The organism is Saccharothrix sp. HUAS TT1, from assembly GCF_040744945.1.
Lineage (GTDB): Bacteria > Actinomycetota > Actinomycetes > Mycobacteriales > Pseudonocardiaceae > Actinosynnema.
In genome coordinates this window covers 1,303,711-1,323,200 of the sequence record NZ_CP160453.1, presented here as the reverse complement: position 1 = coordinate 1,323,200, position 19,490 = coordinate 1,303,711, and the positions used below count along the sequence as shown (strand labels likewise).

The following is a 19,490-nucleotide window of genomic DNA, read 5'->3' as shown; positions in this document are numbered from 1 at the left end:
GGTACCTCCCGTGCAGCATCGGCAAGGCATCCAGCCTCCCCGGCGAGCCAGCACCCGGTCCCGCACGTGGCTGAAGTGAGCGCGTGCCTCGTTGCGAGCGCTGAGCCCGCGACGAGCCTCGGGATGCGGTGCAGGAGTCTCTTCTCCGTGGCGTAGCGGCGCCGCACTTGCGACCGCCGTGTACGCCCGCTGTGCCGCGTCCCTCCTGGCGGCTGCGTCGGCCAACGCCCTCAGGTCTTCTGCCTCACTCATGTCCAGCCCTCCAGCCCTCCAGCTCGATCGCGCCCAGCCGTTCGACTGAACCCGCGCGTCAAGTGGAGCAAACGGGCAACAGACCGCCCCCTCAAGCGACCAGCCACCACCGCTGGCCGCAGGCGCGAAGCGTCGGCGGGCGTCGATCGCCGCGCCCAGCCACGTCGGCTGTGCGACCACGCGATCGTCACGGAGCCCAGCGGCCGGAAGCAGCTCCGCGGCTCACTTCCCCACCATCAGCGCGCCGCCGTCCCAACCACGTGCACCGACTCCGCGCGCGGCCGACGGGCGGAGCGAAGCGGGAGCCCGGCGTGCCGCGATGCGGGGAGTCGGTGCCAACGTGCACCGGACGGCACCGCGCGCCGCCGTAGGCGGCGCGCCTTGATCCCATAGAGCTAACTTCGGCAACGCATATGAGACGAACTGATTGATTGACTAGTCGGCAGGCGTATGGTGATTTTTGAGGAACGACAATATGTAAGCCTGGCGGTTTTCGCGAGTCCCTACTTGGTCTTCGATGGTTCTCGGAGAAGGCTGATCAACGCGCAATTCGTCCCGCAGGTGGTCCTTAGCGTATTCAATTCCAATCAATCGGTCAATCCGATCAGGATCAACATCGGAAACGCGCCATACATTATCGACTCCTCCATAATAAGTTCGCAAAGGGACCATGAGTGTCAAAACGTCCAGTACTGTCCATGGTCCAGACTCAATCTTTTGATGGAGCCAGGATTTCACCGATACGGCATCCGTCAGTTCTGCCAAGTAGGTTACGAAGTGAAACTCGTCATCACTGACTTCACTCATAGGACGCATAGCAACCGCTTCAACTGCCGACCATAGTCTAGGCACCAGTTCCACAACGAACCTCTGATGCCAGTCTTTCCGGTCTTCTCTTCTACTATTTCGACAGGCCATTCTTGCACTAAGATGCAAGTTCTCTCCCTGTGTAAGAATACTAAAACAGCGAAGAACTTGCACAGTTGGAGCCATATCCAAAAGTCTAATCACCATTCTTTCTATAAGATCATGCGGAGATCCGAACAACTTAGGAACATCTTTGACATTTATATAAATGGAAACAAGCCAGCGGATCAATGCGTCAAGTGTCTGAATGTCGACGCGATCCACGACTTCATCGACCTTTATAAGTACTTCTCTCGGATGCTCCATGGCACGCCGCTTGAGAACCTCAACCTCTGAAACGGGTTCCCGTCCCCCCAATATAGAACAAAGGGCCCGTATCGTCATTACGTCTGAAACGTCGGAATCCGGAACACTGAAGTGAAAGTAACGATCGAAGTAGCTGGAACTGCCCACACGCTGTTTCTCGACAAGTTCATCGACGAACCTACTGCCGTAGGGCATGTTTTCGACAATAGACCTAATAGGCAAGAATATCTGCCCTAGAAACTTTAGGATCGAAGTTGCCCGAACTTCTCCTGCTACTTCACTGAGGCGGTTGAGCCAATCTTGCCTTTCTTTCGCCAGATCATTTCCGTCCATCGAAAACCCGCCAGTATCAACGAGTTTTTCTCGGTGACGAGGAAGCAGATGGTAGATCGGACTTTCAAAGACCCGCATATAAGTCAGAAACAATAGATCCAGGTAGTTAACTTCGCCTCTGAGGGGTGGGAATGTTGCATCTATTTGACCGAAAAGCTTACGGATACTGCGCGGGGTGGTAAGTTTCTCACGCATGAGGTAGTCGAGACACGTCCGCAATCTCGCAAGCTCTGTATTGTCAAGTACTTGAGCATGCTTTACTAGCGAACGATCCAAATGTGCCTGGAAAAATCTATTGATTATTCCAGTATCCAGTGAAGGCAAGTCAAATCTGACTTGTACGATTTTCTCCAGGTAAGCTTGTGCGCGTGCAACATTATTTCGTGCAATCTCTGTACTGGACAGAACGTCGAGCAGAGTTGATTCGTCGTAAGAAAGAACGTAGTATACGTTCGGGAATTTCGCTACGGCACGGACCATTTTGAGTACTAGAAGTAGCTCGTCAGGCTGAAGGCGATCAACATCGTCAATCACCACCAGAAGGCGCGACTCAAATTTCCCGGTCAGGTCTTCGATTACCTTTCCGGTGTGTTCGATCGACTCATTACCGCGGATTGCGTTCGATAGCGCTTCCAGCACCTTGTCCAGCCCTGTGAGAGGCACGGCTTTACCTGCTGGTGAGACATTGCGAAGATGGCGTGCCAGGGAAATCCTAGTTCGCCTACGCCTCTTTCCCGGTAGCTCGTCAGACAGGGTGGTAAAAAATTCTCTGAGTAGCGATTCGGTGTCTACGAACAACCAAGGTCGGAACCAGGAGACCTTCCAGGTAGTTGCCTCTGCACTTCTCAATTCATGACTGATCAAGTTTACGAGAGATGTTTTTCCACTGCCCCATGGACCAACTACTCCGATGACCGCGCTTCCGCTTTGCTCAGCTATATCATTTATAACGGATGCTACGCGTACGGCGAAACTGGAGCGGTGCAATTGGTCCGCGACAGGATCAACGATCGGCTCATCGGAATATAGCTTCGAAACGTCAACAAGCATATTTTTCCTACAGTCAAATAATGGAAGAGTCTAGTGCGCGCTGAACACTTTCGAGCTGTGTGACCACAGCATCGGCACCTGCCTGAAATAGGGTTTGAGCTTTGTGCGGCTTATTCGCGTAACCGAGAGCAAGTGATGACGCTTTTTTGGCAGCCACCATATCCGACGCAGAGTCACCGATGAGTAAGCAACTGTGTGGAAGCCGACCGATATCGTGCATTGCCTTGAGGATTGGTGTAGGTGCGGGCTTCAAGTTCTCTGGGCCGCCTTCGCGCCCCGTAATGCACTTAAATGCTTTAACTAGCCCGTGTCGGTTCATGTAGGAACGGATCGCATCAGCGCTATTGTTGCTAACAATGGCCAAATCGAAATGTCGAGCCGCGAGAGATTCGATCAGCTTTTCAGCTCCGGCAGTCGGCGTCGCTGTCTCGCTAGCGGCTACTTCGCATTCGGTTAGCGCTTGCTCCACTTCATGAAATTCTTCCATGCCCAGTAGTCGCGCATATCGAAGGACATCGAACGGGTCATCACTGGTCGATACTTCTTGAGGTAGAACTTTGTGGCCGCAACGCATCAAGACACTTCTGAGTTGATGGGCGACGTAAGAGGCTGAAAGATTTGCAAATATGGAGCAGATCGGCCCATCGAAGTCAAACAGAAATCCGCGAGTAGTATTCAGTATGCGCTGCAGCATGTCGATGTCATCTACGCGGCCTATGATTTCCTTCATGGTCGGTAGTCCGTCGAAATGGTGTTCCAAAGGCTATTGAACCAAGTGCGGGCTTGAGTGACGTATTGGCTGCCGGTGCTGGTGTCGTCGTCGGTGGTGCTGTGGTGGAAGAGGATGGCGTCTTTGCCCATGAGGTCGTAGATGGCTTGGGGTTGGCCGTCTAGGGATAGGACGTGTTCGCGGACGGGGTAGAAGCCGAAGAAGGCTTCGTCGTTGTTGATCAGGTAGAGCTTGAACAGTGGGGCGGTTCGGTGGACGCGGACTTCGGCGGTGGCGTCCTTGACCAGGCCGAGGGCGCCCAGCTCGGTGACGTTGTCCACGATGGCCAGGGTGTGGCGGCGCATGATCTCGGCGGCGCGTGCGCGGAAGGCCGGGCTGTCGGCCTGGTCCTCGACGGTCACGGGGACTGACCACGGGACGGTGGGATCCGGGACGAGGATGCGGACGTGGATCGCTTCGGGGGTGAGGCGGCCGATGCGGATCTTGTCCAGTGGTTCTTGGAGGATGCCGTGCAGGGTCTCGCCGGAGAAGCCTGAGAAGTCGATGGTGACGCGGTCGGACTCGAAGGCTCGTTCGATGTGGGGGCGCAGGCCGACCGGCCGTTCGGTGCGCTCGCGGACGAAGACGCCGCTGCCCTGTCGGGAGACGATCAAGCCTTCGTCGCGTAGCTCGCGTAGAGCGTTCTGCACGGTCATCGGGGCTACGTCGTACTTCTTCGCCAGTTCGGCGCGCGATGGGAGCTTGTCTCCGGCCTTGAAGACCTTGGTCAGGATAGCGGCGCGCAGAGCGTTGGCCACCTGCATGTACGGCGGTCGTGGATCGTCGGGATCAAGTGCCATGTGGGCCCCAAGCTTGCTTGCGTGACAGCTTGGTTGCTGTCACGGGTGAAGGTCGTTGGGTGCGTCCATCCAACGTTGGGTGTGTTCGCACAATGTTCGCAGCGCATGTTCGCACTTGGCTAGACCGCCTAGGGAGCTAGCTCGATCGGCTGACACAGGCCCCTTACTTGACTTGGCTAGCCAAGCTGTCTTACTGTCAAGTTGTCTAGCTCAGACAGGCGGGCTGGCAAGGTGACGGAGGTGGCTGGTGGCGGTTCCGTACGGGACTCGGTTCGAAGCGGCGTTTGACCAGGTGTTTCCGATGGGAGCGCTGATGGTCGGTGAGGTCGCGCCGGACATGGAGTACATGAGCGTGGAGGACAAGGGGCGCGGTCGGCAGGCGAAGCAGCGGGTGGACGAGCGCACGGGCAAGCGTCAGTGGAGGGTCGTGGTGACCGATCCGTCCGCAGAGAAGGAGCGGGACGCATCGGTGACAGTGACGCTCCTGGCTGACGTGCAGCCGGTGCCGCCGCAGGCTGTGGAGGTGATGCCCGGTGTCGAGGTGTGGCCGGTGGCGTTCGAGGGGCTGACGGTTGAGCCTCGGGTGATGGGGGATCGGTACAAGTACCAGGGGTTCGCGATCCGGGCTACCGGTCTCGTGTCGCCGCAGACGGGTGCTGCTCCCAAGCGGGTGGAGAAGCCCCAGGGTGAGCAGAAGGCGGCCTGAGGTGGCGCGGCCGTCTGGTGAGGCGGTCGCCCGGTGGAACCTCGCGTACGCGGAGCAGGTCACTGCGCTGTTGCTGGCGTCCACTTCGGACGAACCTGCGGTGCTGTTCCGGTTGGCGGTCGGTTATTCCGCTGTGGCGCAGGCGTGGCGGGTACTGGGTGGCGATCTTGCGGTACCGGTCTGGGCTCGCCATGCCTGTGCTGTCGCTGCCGTGGAGTTCGAGCGGCGGGCGGAGATCCAGCGCGCTCGTGTCGGTGTGGTGGGAGCGGCGTGTGAGTGAGGTAGTACGCGTCCCGCGATTGGCGACGGGTACACCGTCAAGCTTCGCCTCGGCTTTTTCGACAAGGCTACGGCGCTGGCGGGGTTCAGGTCTGACTATGCCCTTGCGAAAGGAATGCGCCTGCACCGTTCGACGGTGGTGCGGGTCCGGCGAGGTGAGTTGCAGCCAGGACCCGCATTCATTGCAGGAGCTTTGAAGGCGCTGCATCCTTTGAAGTTTGAGGATTTGTTCGAAATCATTTAGTCCGCTACCTGGATCGGTGCGTGTTTGTGCGTGCTAGAACGGGTCTCTTTGGTGTGGAGAAGATATGAGCCACGGGCGGTATGCGCGGTCGGGTTCGACCGTGAAGAGCAGGGCATTGGGGGCCGAGTTGCGATCGGCCCGAAAACAGTCCGGTACGGACGTCGATGAGATGGCGGAGGTGCTTGGGCTCTCGGCCGGGTGGCTGTCGAAGCTGGAGGCCGGGACGCGAGGCACCGACACGGGCAACATCGCTCGGCTACTGGGCTTCTACCGGTCGGACCAGGCCACGGTGGACCGAGTCATGAGCCTGCACGCCGACCCGCGCGACTGGTTCGTCGGGAGCGGTCACGGGCCTGGTGGGGTGGACGAGTTGCCGGTGTTGCTGCGGCACGAGGCGGCGGCGCGGGAGGTGTTCGCCTATGAGACGGTCGCGGTGCCTGCACTAGCGCAGACCTCGGCATACGCCCGTGCGGTCCTGCAACGTGACCCGCTCGCCACGCCGGAGGAGATCGAGCAGAGGTCGCAGGCGCGTGCGCAGCGGCAGCGGGTACTGAAGGGAGAGGCGAGGTTCGTGTTCGTGGTGCGTGAGATGACCTTGCGCAGCTTGGGCACGGACCGGCGGACGGCGGCTGAGCAGTTGCGTCATCTCGCCACGCTGCCCAACACCGGCAGGATCGGCTTGCGGGTGCTTCCTCGGTTGATGGCTGGGCCCTATTGGGATCGCTACCCGTTCACGTTGATGCGGTCGGACGACTACCGGCCGGTGGTGCACGTCGACGCGATGTACCACAGCATCCTTCTTGATGACCCTGACAGCGTTGGCGCGTACCAGGGTGCGATGGAGTCGATTCTTTCCAACACGCTGAGCGTGGAAGAGTCGCAAGCCATGATCTTGCACCTCGCCAACAACGCCTCTGCGGTTGCGGGCAAGACGAGCTGACAGTTTCGACACTTCGCCGGTTGGTGTGAGTCGCGGGGAAACAGCCCTAAAGTCTTGGCGGGCCTTGGTCTGCTTCTCCGCGACTCACTCGACCGGATTTCTCCTGCACATTCTGCGAGCGCAAGGGATTTCGGTCATGGCAAGGGTATCTGTGGTCGGGGGACGTGCGTCAAGACGTGCGGTTGCCCCGTCAGTGTGGAAGCTGACCAATGGTCGCCCCTGTGGGACATGCGGGCGGTTCGGGGTCTACGCGCCCAACCAGCTCGTTTGCTGTGCCTGCTTGGGCTGGCTGCCGCTGATCTTCGCCCCGGTGGGGCGTGCGCGGTGAACGGCGGCAAGTGGGTCGACCCGGCTCCGTTCGAGGGCGTCCGGCCTCGGGTGCCGTGGTGGGTGTTGGTGCCGGGCAAGGCGAAGTGGATCGCGGCACTGGTGGCCCTGGTGTGGCTGGCGGTCGTCGGGGTCGTGCGCTTGGCGCTCGTCGTGGTCCGGTACCCGGTGGTCATGTTGGTGCCGGTGTCGTCGGCCTGGTCAGGACCCGCGCAAGGAGGTCGTGTCCTTCCTGCACCTGTTCACCGCCCGCGTCGCCCTGCGGCTGGATGAGCCACAGCAGGTGGACATGGTGCTTGGTGACGATGTCCGGCAGTGTGGCGCGGCTGCTCACGAGATCGCGGAGAACACGCCCGGTGTCGCGTGGGTCAAGCAGGACGGGCAACGGGAACCGGAGCGTGCTCGGGCCTTTCACATGACCGATGCGGACCTGGGGAAGCTGCGGGACTACTTCCGGCCTGCCGATGTGCGGCCGTTCCCGATCAAGCTCAGTGGTGCTGAGGGGGTGGCGGCGTGATGAGCGGTACGCGGGCAGAGCGGATGCGTCAGCCGATGGCGCTGGACGTGGCCAAGGCTATTGAAGAAGCTCACGGCCGAACTCGGCTGAGGGCGTTGCTACACCCGTTGCTACACAGAGGGGGTGCGACCCGGCGTCAGAACCGGGTCACACCCCATCCGACCTGCGGAAGCGGAGGGATTTGAACCCCCGGACGGTTGCCCGTCTCCCGCTTTCAAGGCGGGTGCATTCGGCCGCTCTGCCACGCTTCCCGGTGTGCCGGAGCAGGTTACCCGTCCACCTCGCGCAGGTGCGTGATGACCCGCTCGAACACCCGCGCCACCACCTCCTGCTCCTCCCGCGACAGCAGGTCGACCATGTGCTCCCGCACCCCCTCGACGTGCGTCGGCGCGGAGCCCTCCAGCAGCGCCATCCCCTCGTCGGTCAGCTCCGCGAACACCCCGCGCCCGTCCTCCGGGCACTCACGCCGCCGCAGCAGCCCCTCCCGCTCCATCCGCGCCACCTGGTGCGACACCCGGCTCTTCGACGACGCCACCTCGTCCGCCAGCTGCGACATCCGCATCCGCCGCCCCCGCTGCTCGGACAGCCGCACGAGGACCTCGTAGTCGGCGAGCGACACCCCGTGCCCGTCCTGCAGCTCGCGGTGCAAGCGGTCGGCGAGCATGGACGCCCCGACCACGTAGTTGCGCCAGGCGCGCATCTCCCCATCGTCCAGCCAACGCGGCTCGTGCTCAGTCACCTCCCCAGGCTATGCCGCACATCTCCGTTAACGGACGATCCACGAACATGTCTGGTGCCGGACAGCTCCGGAAGGCAAACTCCTGCGCCGTACCGCGCCCTCCTACCGGGGCGCCGCAGGGAGGAACCACCCCATGACCTCGTTCAGACGCACCGCGCAGCGCTCCGCCGCGCTCGCGGTGACCGCGGCGGCAGCGCTGGCGGTCACGCTGGTGCAGAACCCCGCGCAGGCCGACAACAAGCAGCCCTCGCGCACCGTCGACGTCCGCCTGATCGGCATCAACGACCTGCACGGCAACATCGAGCCCCCCACGGGCTCCTCCGGCCGCGTCACGCTGTCCGACGGCACGCAGGTCGAAGCGGGCGGCGCCGCCTACAACGCCACCCACATCCGCAACCTCCAGGCGCAGGCCCGCAACTCGGTGATCGTCGGCCAGGGCGACCTGATCGGCGCGTCCCCGATCGTCTCGGCCCTGTTCCACGACGAGCCGACGATCGACGTCCTCAACCACGTCGGCATGGACACGACGGCGGCGGGCAACCACGAGTTCGACGAGGGCTACCAGGAGCTGCTGCGCGTGCAGCAGGGCGGCTGCCACCCGGTCGACGGCTGCCAGTTCCGCGACTCCTACCGGGGCGCGGACTTCCCGATCCTGGGCGCGAACGTCACCAAGGCCCGCAACGGCCTCCCCGCGCTGCCGCCGTTCTGGGTGGAGTTCCGCGACGGCGTCCCGATCGGCTTCATCGGCATGCCGCTGAAGGACGTGCCGATCCTGGTCGACCCGAACGGCATCAAGGAGCTGAAGTTCGGCGACGAGATCGCGGCCGCCAACCGGTACGCGGACCTGCTGAACTGGCTCGGCGTGAAGTCGATCGTGCTGCTGATCCACCAGGGCGACAACACCGCGGGCGGCGGCCCGGACGACTGCCGCACGGTCGAGGGCGGTCCCGGCCGCAAGATCGCCGAGCAGGTCAGCCCGAAGATCGACGCCGTGTTCTCCGGCCACAGCCACCAGCACTACAACTGCACGGTCACCGACCCGGCGGGCAACCCGCGCCCGTTCATCGAGGGCCTGGCGTTCGGCCGCGAGCTGTCCGTGGTCGACCTCAAGATCGACAAGCGCACCCGCGAGGTCGTCCGCTCCGCCACGGTCGCCCGCAACCACGTGGTGACCAAGGACGTCACCCCGGACCCGGAGGTCCAGGCGATCATCGACCTGGCCAAGTCGAAGTCCGGCCCGATCGCCAACCGCCAGATCGGCACGATCGCGCAGGACGTCCCGCGGGCGCAGAACCCGGCGGGTGAGTCCCCCCTGGGCAACCTGATCGCCGACTCGCAGCTCGCCGCCACCACCGGCAACGGCGCGGTGCTCGCGCTGATGAACCCGGGCGGCGTCCGCGCCGACCTCACCTACGCCTCCTCGCCCGCGGGCGAGGGCGACGGCGTGGTGACCTACGGCGAGGCGTTCACCGTGCAGCCGTTCGGCAACATCCTGCAGACGGTGACGTTGACCGGCGCGCAGCTCAAGGCGGCGCTGGAGCAGCAGTGGCAGGTCGTCAACGGCCAGCAGCGGCAGATCGTCCTGCAGCCGTCCAAGGGCCTGTCCTACTCGTGGTCGGCGTCCGCGCCGATCGGCTCGAAGGTCTCGGCCATCGCGCTGAACGGCGTGCCGCTCGACCCGGCCGCGAGCTACCGCGTCACGATCAACAGCTTCCTGCAGGGCGGCGGTGACGGCTTCAGCGCGTTCACCGGCGGCACGGAGATCACCGGTGGCGGCATCGACCTGGACGGCTTCACGGCCTACCTGACGGCCAACCCGAACACGGTCCCGCCGGCCCTCGGCCGGATCACCACCACCCCGTGATCGAAGCGCTGTGAGCGGGCGCCCCGGGTGCCCGCTCACAGCGCGCTCATCCGCGCCGCGGACGTCCCACCGAGCCGGATGAATTTCGTTTCACCAGTTCAGGGGCTTCCGCTCCGGTTGTGCACCGCGCCGATCAGGCGCATGCTCGATGCAGGACCTGCCACCGGCGGAACCCGAGCCGACCCGCCGCTGGCACGCCCGGAAGGGGTAGGTGGTGCGGTGCAGGTAAGTCCTCGCGGTGACGAATCGCGTTCGAGCCGCAACCCCGCGGGCGGAGCGGTCAGGAGACCGACCCGATCGCGAACGTGAGCGGTTCCGACGAGGTTTCGAGCGCACGGCGCCACCGGCGCCATCGCCGCGCTTGACGATGTTGACCCGGTAGTTGTCAGGGCGCCGTCTCCACCGTCGGCGCCGACCGCGGTCCACGCCGACCCCGTCACGCAGGTTTCGTCACTTCCACATGGGAAATCCCGGGTGCGGTGCCCTGTACGTTCGGGCCCGCACTCGGGGCTTTTCCGGGGCCGGTGCTTCTGCTGCTGGGAGGACGCGCGGTGCAGTTCAACGAGAACGCGGAGCTGGACACGTCACAGGTCTCCGACCAACGCGGTGTCGGTGGTCGGGTAGCGCTGGGCGGCGGTGGGCTCGGCATCGTCGGCCTCATCATCTACTTCGTGCTCTCGCAGCTCGGCGGCGGCGGGCAGCTGCCGTCCGGCGCCGGGTTCGGCGACGTCGGCCAGAACCAGCAGGTCGGCTCCGAGGCGATCAAGGAGAAGTGCCGGACCGGCGCGGACGCCAACCGGGAGTCCGACTGCCGCGCGGTGGCGTTCATCAACTCGATCCAGGCGTACTGGACCGACCAGTTCGCCCGGTCGGGGCGCACCTACCAGGCCGCGCAGACCAACTTCTTCTCCGGCGGCGTGCAGACCCGGTGCGGCAACGCGACGTCCGCGGTCGGGCCGTTCTACTGCCCGGCGGACTCCGAGGTGTACATCGACCTGGGCTTCTTCCAGGAGATGCAGCAGAAGTTCGGCGCCACCGGCGGCCCGTTCGTCGAGGCGTACATCCTGGCGCACGAGTACGGCCACCACATCCAGAACCAGCTCGGCACGTCCGACCGGGTCGGCCAGGGCTCCGGGCCGAAGTCGGACTCGGTGCGGCTGGAGCTGCAGGCCGACTGCTACGCGGGCGCCTGGGCCAACCACGCGCAGACCGTGCCGACGGCGTCCGGCCAGCCGCTGATCACCGGGGTGACGCAGGACGACGTGAACGCGGCGCTGGACGCGGCGTCCCGCATCGGCGACGACTTCATCCAGGGCGAGCTGGGCGGCGGCCACGTCGACACGACCCAGTTCACCCACGGCACGTCGGCGCAGCGGCAGAAGTGGTACACCACCGGCTACGAGACCGGCGACCCGGCGCGCTGCAACACGTTCGACACCGACAACCTGGGCTGACGACCGCGGTCGAGCCGCGCCGGACCGGGCCGGCTGCGGTGTCGCGAGTCCCACACCGCGGCCCGCCCGGCGCAGTGTTAGCGTCGCTAACCAACTGCGAGCTCGGGGAGTGTGGCCGTGACGACGCTGGAAGCGGTCATCGTCGTCCTGGCCGGTGTGTTCGCCGGTGGGATCAACACGGTGGTGGGCTCCGGCACCCTGGTGACGTTCCCGGTGCTGCTGGCCGTCGGCTACCCGCCGGTGGTGGCCAACGTGTCCAACAGCCTCGGCCTGGTGCCCGGCTCGCTCAGCGGCGCGTTCGGCTACCGGCGCGAGCTGACCGGCCAGGCGCCCAGGGTGAAGCGGCTGCTGCCCGCCTCGATGCTCGGCGGCGTGGGCGGCGCGATCCTGCTGGTGGTGCTGCCGGAGGACGCGTTCTCGGCGATCGTGCCGGTGCTGATCGCCATCGCGCTGGTGCTGGTGATCGCCCAGCCGTGGCTGAACAAGAAGCTCGCCGAGCGGGAGCGGCAGGAGCACGGCGGCCTCGCGCTGTGGATCGGCGTGTTCCTCGCGGGCATCTACGGCGGCTACTTCGGCGCGGCCCAGGGCGTGCTGGTGATGGGCCTGATGGGCGTGCTCATGAGCGAGCACATCCAGCGGATGAACGCCCTGAAGAACGTGCTGACCGCGTTCGTGAACCTGGTCGCGGGCGTGCTGTTCATCTTCATCGCCGACGTGGCGTGGCTGGCCGTGCTGCTGCTGGCGATCGGCTCGGTCGTCGGCGGCCAGATCGGCGCGAAGGTCGGCCGCCGACTCCCACCCACCGCGTTGCGCGCGGTGATCGTCGTGGTGGGAGTCGTGGCCATCGTTCAGCTGCTCACCCGCTGAACGACCTGGCAGCGGCCAGGAACGCGTCGTTCTCCTCCGGCTCGCCGATCGTGACGCGCGCGCCGTCGCCGACGAACGCGCGCACGACCACCTTGTGCGCCAGGCAGTGCTCGTTGAACGCCGCCGTCCGCTCACCCAGCGGCAGCCACACGAAGTTCGCCTGCGACTCGGGCACCTCGAACCCGGCCGCCAGCAGCTCGCCGCGCACCCGCGCCCGTTCCGCCACGATCGCCCGGCACCGCGCCATCAGCTCCGCCTCGGCGTCCAGCGACGCCAGCGCCGCCACCTGCGCCAGGGCGTTCACGCTGAACGGCACGTAGACCTTGCGCAGCGTCTCGGCCACCGCGGGCGACGCCACCGCGTACCCGACCCGCAGCCCGGCCAGGCCGTACGCCTTGGAGAACGTCCGCAGCACGGCCACGTTGTCCCGGCCCGCCGCCCACTGCGCCTTCGCCAGCTCCACGCCGTCGGGCACGTCGGGGTCGTCCACGAACTCCTTGTACGCCTCGTCGACCACCACGAGCACGTCGGACGGCACCCGCTCGATGAACCGCTCGACGTCCGCCCGCCGCAACGCCGTCCCGGTCGGGTTGTTCGGGTTGCAGACGAACACCAGGCGCGTCCTCGGCGTGATCGCCGCGGCCATCGCGTCCAGGTCGAGCGCGTGGCCGGGGGTCAGCGGCACCCGGTCCTGGCCCGCGCCGACGACCGCGGTGACGATCGGGTACGCCTCGAAGGAGCGCCACGGGAACACCACCTCGTCGGCCTCGGTGCAGGTCGCCTGCACCAGCTGCTGGCACAACGTCACCGAGCCGCAGCCGACGGCCACCTGCTCGACCGGCACGCCGAGCTTGGCACCCAGGCGCGCCACGAGGTCGGTGGCGGCGGTGTCGGGGTAGCGGTTCACGGCGGTGGCCGCGTCCGCGATCGCCCGGACCACGCTGGGCAGCGGTCCGGCCGACACCTCGTTGCTGGCCAGCTTGATCGCGCCGGGGACGGTCCTGCCGGGCACGTATCCGGGCAGGGCAACGAGGTCGGCTCGGGTTCGCACGGTCATCCAAGGGCTCCCTTCGGGGTTCTGAGCTGGACGTTATCCGGTGAAAGACCCGGATGGGGCATACCTGCCGTACGGATGCTCACGTTGACTGCCGTTCACCCCCACGTGGAAGGGTTGGTCCATGACTCCTACCCGCACCGAGACGATCTCCCTCACCGACGGCCGGGAACTGCGGTTGACCGTCGCCGAGCCGGAGAACGCCGTCCGCGGCGGCTTGGTCGTGCTGCACGAGGCGCGCGGCGTGACCGACACCGTGCGCGGTCTGGTGAGCGGACTGGCCGCCGAGGGGTGGTTGGCCGTCGCCCCGCACCTCTACGACGAGGTGTCCGGCGACGAGGCCCCGGCCATGGTGAGCGGGTTGTCCGGCGAGGCCGTGCTGGCCGACACCGACGTCGCGTTCGTGTGGTTGGGGCAGCGGGGCGTGAGCCAGGACCGGATGGGCGTCATGGGCTTCGACCTGGGCGGATCGGTCGCGATGGTGGTTGCGGGAAGCCGCACCATCGGCGCCGCGGTGACCGTCGGGGGCGGCGGGATCCTGGAACCGCTGGCCGCGGGGCTGCCGTCGCTGGTGGAGGTCGCGGAGGAGCTGACGTGCCCGTGGCTGGGCCTGTACGGCGACGACGACACCGACATCCCGTTCAGCGATGTGGAGAAGTTGCGCGACGCCGCGGCGGCCGCGCCGGTGGCCACCGACGTGGTCCGGTTCTCGCACACCGGGCACCGGTTCGACAGCACGCCGGACGCCGGCGCGGAGGCGTGGCAGCGGGCGTTGAACTGGTTCGACTCACATCTTCGCTAAGCCTCTGCTCGGAGGCTTGGAACCGAACGGGCTTCCCGGTACATCTAAAGAGGGCGTCCGGAACGCCTGATTTCGGTCGTCGCGGGCTAACGCGCGGAGCGCCCGCGGCGAATCGCAGTGCAGGGGGTAGTGATGAGCGACGGGAACACGGTCTCATTCTCGGCGGCTGCGCACACGGTGCAGGTCCCGCCGGGTTTCACGCCGTCCGCGGTGGGCCGGCCCGAGGTCCCGGCCGCGGCCGATCCACCGGTGGTCCCAGCGGTTCCACCGCCCTCACCGGCCCAGGTAGACCCGATGGCCGCGCCTTCACCGGTGCCGATGCCGCCTTCCCCCCTGCCGCCGCCCGCGTCACCGCCGCTCGCACCGGCGCCGCCGCTTTCGTCGGCACCGCTTTCGTCGGCACCGCCGCTTTCGTCAGCACCGGCACCGGCACCGGCACCGGCTTCGCCGACGGCCGACCCGAGCCCCACCGTGACCCTGCCCGCCGGCGCGGTCCCACCGCCACCGGCTGCCGCGGGCCCCACCGCTCCGCCGTCACCGGCTGACGCGGCCCCAGCCGTCCCGCCGCCCGCCGTCGACGCGGGCCCCGCCGTCGTGCCGCCGCCCGCCCCCAACGCGGGTCCGGCCACCGCGCCGCCACCGGCGTCGGCCCCGGCCCCGGACGGCGGCGCCACCGTGACGCTGCCCGCCTCGGCGGTCGCCGACGCCACCGCCGGCGCGCCCGTGCCCACGCCCGTGCCCGCCGAGAGCTTCGCCAAGGCCGCGCAGACCGACCTGGACAAGGCCAACACGGCGCTGGACGCGGTCGACAAGCAGTCCGTCCAGCTCGACCTGGACAAGCAGGGCGTCGAAGACCTGGTCAAGCTGATCGCCCAGGCGCGCAGCCTGGTCGACAACGTGCACAGCCGCGCGGTCAACAACCTCGACGTCGAGCTGAAGTTCGGCAACAACTGGGTCAGCGACGCGATCAGCCGCCGGCTGCGCGAGGTGGCCGTGGGCAACGAGGAGTCGGCGGTCTACGTGATCGGCGACTTCATGCAGGTCCTCTTCGAGGTCGAGGAGACCATCCGCGACGCGGCGCGGAACCTGGAACGGGCCGATGACGATGCGGCGGACGCCTTCGGCGCCGCGGGGGAGGCCAAGGGCTGATGGGCGACAACAAGCACGACGGCGACAAGGGCAACAACGGCGGCGGTCAGGGCAACGACAAGCCCACCGACCTCGGCCAGAAGGTCGACTGGATGACCTACAGCCACCAGCAGCTGTGGGACATGGTCAACACCGGCGTCGACCTCAAGGCCGCGGGCAGCGCCCAGGCCGACTGGGCGACCGTCGGCAAGGCGCTGGCCGAGGTGCAGGAGCTGCTGGCCAAGGCGATCAGCCAGTCCAGCCAGGCGTGGACCGGCGACTCGGCCGAACGCGCCCGCAACGCGCTGGAGTCGGTGGAGAAGTGGGCGCTGAACACCAGCGAGCACGCCGAGAACGTGGCCACCTGCATCGCCACCGAGATCCAGCACGTGCAGACGGCGCGCGAGATGATGCCGCCGCCCGCGCCCGCGCCGCCGGTCGTCACGCCGGTCGCCGACGCGGTCGCGTCCCCGGTCGCCACCCCGACGCCCGTCGCCACGCCCCGCACGTCGTTGATCGCGGACCGCGCGGTCGACCACAGCGGCACGCTGTCCCCGACGCCGGAGGTCGGTTCGGTGGCGAACACCCGGCTGCCGGCCACCCGGCCGCACAACCCGTTCACCGGCATCGACTCCATCGCCGCGCCCGCCGTCGGCTCGGTCGTCGCCGCGGACGCGACGCACCGGCAGGCCGCCGAGGTCATGGCGATGTTCCAGCTGAACTCCTACGAGGTCGACCGGACCGTGCCGTCGTTCAGCCCGCCGACCAACCCGGTCGCGCCGCCGCCACCGCCGGCCCCGGTGATCACGCCGAGCCCGTCCGTCGGCGACGGCCCCGGTGGCGCGGGCAACCAGGTCGTGGTCAACAACAACAACACCGCCGGCGCGGCCAACCCCGCGGCGAACCAGCGTCCCGGCGGCACGTCGGCCCAGTTCGGCCGCGGCGGTTTCGCGGGCGGGCGCGGCGGCGGGTTCGGCGGTCGCGCGGTCATGCCCACCCCGGTCGGCTCGGCCGGTGGTGGTGGTGGTGGTGGTCCGGTGGCCGGTCCCGGCACCGCCACGGGCGCGCTCGGCGACCGCGGCGCGGCCAACCCGGGCAGCGTGACCAGCCAGTTCCAGGCGCCCAAGTCGGTGACGCCGCAGTCCGGCATGATCGGCGCAGCGCCGATCGCCGCGCCGCCGCCCGTCGCCGGTGGTGGCGGTGGTGAGAAGGACCGCAACCGCCCCGGCTACCTGGAGGACGACGACAACGTCTTCGGCCTCGACCGCAAGGCAGCACCCCCGGTGATCGGCCTGTGACCGAACGCGTCTTCCGGCTGAGCGAAGTGGAGTTCTTCCTGCTCTGGCAGGCGGTCCACCGCGACGCCAACCCGGTGCCGCTCGGCGTCCGGCACTTCGGCCACACCCAGCAGGAGCGCGCACGGCTGGTCGAGACCGCGTCCCGCGACCTCGCGGCCCGCGGTCTCGGCACCGTGCAGCGGCCGGACGAGGAGCTGTACGGGCTGCTGCGCGGCCTGGCCGAGTTCGAGGTCGGCCTGGAGGTCTTCTTCACCCTGCGCGGCGAGCAGGCCCGCGGCCTGGCCACCGCCGCGTGGCACGGCGCGTTCGCGGGCCGGCTGGGCGGCCAGGTGCAGGTCGCGGGCTTCCGGCCGACCGCGCTGGCCGCCACCACGGTCAAGACCCTGCCGCCCGCGCCGCCCGGCAGCGGCCGGTCGGTGAACGTGCGCTGGGACGACTACCTGGCCGCCGGCAGGGCGGGCGAGGACGACGGCAGCGAGGGGTTCCTGGACGCGCTGCGCGCCGTCGGCCTGCGCGAACCGGAGGCCAACACCCTGATGCGCGCCGTGACCACCCGCAGCGGCGGCGGCCAGGTCGGCGTGATCGCCCGCAACCGGGCCGGCTACCTGCACCCCACCGGCGAGGTGCTGTCGTGGCTGGACACGGCCGACGGCCGGTACCTGGTCCGGCGGGACGGCGGGTGGCTCGTGGTGGCGCCCACGGACGCGCCGCGGCTGATCACCGCGGTCGAGGCACTGGTGGCGAACGCCTCCCGGAACTGACCCGGTGTGTGGTTGCCGACTGTGGTTACCGGCCGTCCGATCGGCTAGGAACTTCAGGTATGACCGAGATGCGTGCCGGCACCGCCGCCGGCGAGGCGGAAGTCCTGTGGCGCCCGGACCCCGATCGGGTCGGCGACAGCCGGATGGCCGCGTTCCGCTCCTGGCTGGCCTCGTCGAAGGGTTTGGACCTCCCCGACTACCCGTCGCTGTGGGAGTGGTCCACGTCCGACCTGGAGGGGTTCTGGGGCGCTGTCGCCGAGTTCTTCGGGGTGGTGTTCCACAGCGCGCCCACGCGGGTCCTGGAGGCCCCGGTGATGCCGGGGGCGTCCTGGTTCCCCGGCGCCACGCTGAACTACGCGGAGCACGCGCTGAGGGGCGCGGACGGCGACCTGGCGGTGGTGTTCCACCGCGAGGACGGGCTGGCGTCCCAGCTGACCTACGGCGAGCTGCGCCGCCGGGTGGCCGCCGTGCGCGCCGGCTTCGCCGCGCTGGGCGTGCGGCCCGGTGACCGCGTGGTGGCGCTCGTGCCGAACTCGCCGGAGGCGCTGATCGCGTTCCTGGCGGCGGCGTCGCTCGGCGCGACCTGGTCGTCGTGCTCGCCGGACTTCGGCGCGCGGGCCGTCGCGGACCGGTTCGCCCAGATCGCGCCGACCGTGCTGGTGACCGTCGACGGCTACCGGTACAACGGCCGGGCGTTCGACGTGCGGCCGGCGGTGGAGGAGCTGAGGGCGCGCATCCCGTCCCTGCGCGCCACCGTGATGATCGACTACGTCGGCGGGACCCCGCTGCCGGGAGCGGTCACCTGGGACGCCCTGCTGGCCGAGCACGCCGACGCCGACCTGGCCTTCGAACCAGTGCCGTTCGACCACCCGCTGTGGGTGCTCTACTCGTCCGGCACCACGGGGCTGCCGAAGGGCATCGTGCAGGGGCACGGGGGGATCGTCCTCGAACACCTGAAGATGCTGGCGCTGCACAGCGACCTCGGCCCCGGCGACCGGTTCTTCTGGTTCACCACCACCGGCTGGATGATGTGGAACTTCCTCGTCTCCGGCCTGCTGGTCGGCTCGACCGTCGTGCTGTTCGACGGCAGCCCCGCCCACCCCGACCTGAACGTGCTGTGGCACCTGGCCGAGCAGCACCGCGTGACCTACTTCGGCACGTCCGCGCCGTACATCCAGTCGTGCCTGAAGGAGGACGTCCACCCGGCCGCCCGGTACGACCTGTCGGCGTTGCGGGTGGTCGGGTCCACCGGCGCGCCCCTGACCCCCGAGGGCTTCCGCTGGATCGCGGCGGAGGTCGGCGCGGGCGTCCAGATCGCCTCGGTGTCCGGCGGGACCGACCTGTGCACGGCGTTCGTCGGGGCGGCCCCCGACCTGCCGGTCTGGCTGGGCGAGCTGTCGTGCCGCGCCCTGGGCGCCGCCGTCGCGGCGTACTCCGAGGACGGGCAGCCGGTGGTCGAGCAGGTGGGCGAACTGGTGATCACCGAACCGATGCCGTCCATGCCGGTGTTCTTCTGGGGTGACGAGGACGGCTCGAAGCTGCGTGAGGCGTACTTCAGCACGTTCGAGGGCGTCTGGCGGCACGGCGACTGGATCCGCCTCACGGACCGCGGCTCGGCCGTCATCTACGGCCGGAGCGACTCCACCCTCAACCGCGGCGGGGTGCGGATGGGCACCAGCGAGTTCTACCGCGTGGTCGAGGGATTGGAGGGCGTCGCGGACTCCCTCGTCATCGACACGTCCGGAGCGGGGCAGGCGGACGGCGAGCTGCTGTGCTTCCTGGTCCTGGACCAGGGCGTCACCCTGGCCGACCTCGAACCGACCCTGCGCTCGGAGCTGAGGACCAACCTGTCCCCGCGGCACGTGCCGAACCGCTTCGTGGCCGTTCAGGAGATCCCCAGGACCCTGAACGGCAAGAAGTGCGAGGTGCCGGTGAAGAAGATCCTGGCCGGCACCCCGCCGGAGCGCGCCGTCAGCCTGGACGCCCTCCGCAACCCGGCCGCCCTGACGCCATTCCTCGACCTGGCACGAGACGAACCTCACGTCTCGCCCTCCTGACCCCCCTCAAGACGCCCCCCTGCCCCAACTGCACCCCCCTTGACCAGGCCGGATGCAGTTAGGAGGGGGGCGTTTT

The 19,490-nt window shown here is 67.4% G+C and carries 16 protein-coding genes and 1 tRNA gene; 11 read left to right on the top strand and 6 right to left on the bottom strand.

The features are described 5' to 3' along the window. Positions 1-687: 687 nt before the first annotated feature. From AB0F89_RS06500 to AB0F89_RS06490, 3 genes are read right to left on the bottom strand one after another with little or no spacing between them, the layout of a single operon-like run. Positions 688-2,808, bottom strand: a complete 2,121-nt coding sequence (locus AB0F89_RS06500; RefSeq protein WP_367133556.1) for a P-loop NTPase fold protein — start codon at positions 2,806-2,808, stop codon at positions 688-690. A 13-nt stretch (positions 2,809-2,821) separates the two neighbouring features. Then, entirely contained in the window at positions 2,822-3,538 is a 717-nt protein-coding gene (locus AB0F89_RS06495; RefSeq protein ID WP_367133554.1) for an HAD family hydrolase, read from the bottom strand. Continuing rightward, positions 3,535-4,377: a GntR family transcriptional regulator gene (locus AB0F89_RS06490; protein WP_367133552.1), complete on the bottom strand. Its 843-nt coding sequence runs from the start codon at positions 4,375-4,377 to the stop codon at positions 3,535-3,537. Before AB0F89_RS06490 ends, AB0F89_RS06495 begins: the two co-directional genes overlap by 4 nt. 247 nt (positions 4,378-4,624) lie before the next feature. On the opposite strand from AB0F89_RS06490, the gene AB0F89_RS06485 reads away from it, so the two are divergent. From AB0F89_RS06485 to AB0F89_RS06475, 3 genes are all read left to right on the top strand, one after another. Beyond that, positions 4,625-5,083 carry a hypothetical protein gene (locus AB0F89_RS06485; protein ID WP_367133550.1) on the top strand — a complete coding sequence of 153 codons (459 nt, stop codon included), beginning with the start codon at positions 4,625-4,627 and terminating at the stop codon, positions 5,081-5,083. Between the two features lie 623 nt (positions 5,084-5,706). Continuing rightward, the gene (locus tag AB0F89_RS06480; RefSeq protein WP_367133548.1) at positions 5,707-6,546 is read left to right on the top strand and encodes a helix-turn-helix domain-containing protein; all 840 of its coding nucleotides are present in this window, start codon (positions 5,707-5,709) and stop codon (positions 6,544-6,546) included. 550 nt (positions 6,547-7,096) lie between these two features. Next, entirely contained in the window at positions 7,097-7,390 is a 294-nt protein-coding gene (locus AB0F89_RS06475) for a hypothetical protein (RefSeq protein WP_367133546.1), read from the top strand. Between the two features lie 166 nt (positions 7,391-7,556). On the opposite strand, the gene AB0F89_RS06470 is transcribed toward AB0F89_RS06475, so the two are convergent. Together AB0F89_RS06470 and AB0F89_RS06465 are read right to left on the bottom strand one after the other, a co-directional pair. Further along, a tRNA-Ser gene (locus AB0F89_RS06470) sits at positions 7,557-7,641 on the bottom strand. A 17-nt stretch (positions 7,642-7,658) separates the two neighbouring features. Beyond that, on the bottom strand, positions 7,659-8,129 hold the full coding sequence (locus tag AB0F89_RS06465; RefSeq protein WP_367133544.1) for a MarR family winged helix-turn-helix transcriptional regulator: 471 nt from the start codon (positions 8,127-8,129) through the stop codon (positions 7,659-7,661). A 133-nt stretch (positions 8,130-8,262) separates the two neighbouring features. On the opposite strand from AB0F89_RS06465, the gene AB0F89_RS06460 reads away from it, so the two are divergent. The 3 genes from AB0F89_RS06460 (at position 8,263) to AB0F89_RS06450 (ending at position 12,314) form a co-directional block, all read left to right on the top strand. Then, positions 8,263-9,993, top strand: coding sequence for a bifunctional UDP-sugar hydrolase/5'-nucleotidase (locus AB0F89_RS06460; protein ID WP_367133542.1), 1,731 nt, complete (start codon positions 8,263-8,265; stop codon positions 9,991-9,993). A gap of 551 nt (positions 9,994-10,544) precedes the next feature. Then, on the top strand, positions 10,545-11,447 hold the full coding sequence (locus tag AB0F89_RS06455; protein WP_367133540.1) for a neutral zinc metallopeptidase: 903 nt from the start codon (positions 10,545-10,547) through the stop codon (positions 11,445-11,447). Positions 11,448-11,564: 117 nt separating this feature from the next. Next, positions 11,565-12,314: a sulfite exporter TauE/SafE family protein gene (locus AB0F89_RS06450; protein WP_367133538.1), complete on the top strand. Its 750-nt coding sequence runs from the start codon at positions 11,565-11,567 to the stop codon at positions 12,312-12,314. Here AB0F89_RS06450 and hisC read toward each other — a convergent pair. Continuing rightward, complete coding sequence (hisC, locus tag AB0F89_RS06445; RefSeq protein WP_367133536.1) at positions 12,304-13,371, bottom strand: histidinol-phosphate transaminase; 1,068 nt, start codon at positions 13,369-13,371, stop codon at positions 12,304-12,306. The genes AB0F89_RS06450 and hisC overlap by 11 nt on opposite strands. A gap of 121 nt (positions 13,372-13,492) precedes the next feature. Here hisC and AB0F89_RS06440 point away from each other — a divergent pair, with 121 nt between their 5' ends. The 5 genes from AB0F89_RS06440 to AB0F89_RS06420 all read left to right on the top strand — a co-directional run bounded on the left by AB0F89_RS06440 (position 13,493) and on the right by AB0F89_RS06420 (position 19,414). Then, on the top strand, positions 13,493-14,170 hold the full coding sequence (locus tag AB0F89_RS06440) for a dienelactone hydrolase family protein (RefSeq protein WP_367133534.1): 678 nt from the start codon (positions 13,493-13,495) through the stop codon (positions 14,168-14,170). A gap of 471 nt (positions 14,171-14,641) precedes the next feature. After that, positions 14,642-15,319, top strand: a complete 678-nt coding sequence (locus AB0F89_RS06435) for a hypothetical protein (protein WP_367133532.1) — start codon at positions 14,642-14,644, stop codon at positions 15,317-15,319. Further along, positions 15,319-16,596, top strand: a complete 1,278-nt coding sequence (locus tag AB0F89_RS06430; protein WP_367133530.1) for a PPE domain-containing protein — start codon at positions 15,319-15,321, stop codon at positions 16,594-16,596. The genes AB0F89_RS06435 and AB0F89_RS06430 overlap by 1 nt, the downstream gene beginning before the upstream one ends. Next, positions 16,593-17,357: an ESX secretion-associated protein EspG gene (locus AB0F89_RS06425; RefSeq protein ID WP_367133528.1), complete on the top strand. Its 765-nt coding sequence runs from the start codon at positions 16,593-16,595 to the stop codon at positions 17,355-17,357. The genes AB0F89_RS06430 and AB0F89_RS06425 overlap by 4 nt, the downstream gene beginning before the upstream one ends. A gap of 59 nt (positions 17,358-17,416) precedes the next feature. Then, positions 17,417-19,414: an acetoacetate--CoA ligase gene (locus tag AB0F89_RS06420; RefSeq protein ID WP_367133526.1), complete on the top strand. Its 1,998-nt coding sequence runs from the start codon at positions 17,417-17,419 to the stop codon at positions 19,412-19,414. Positions 19,415-19,490: the final 76 nt, after the last annotated feature.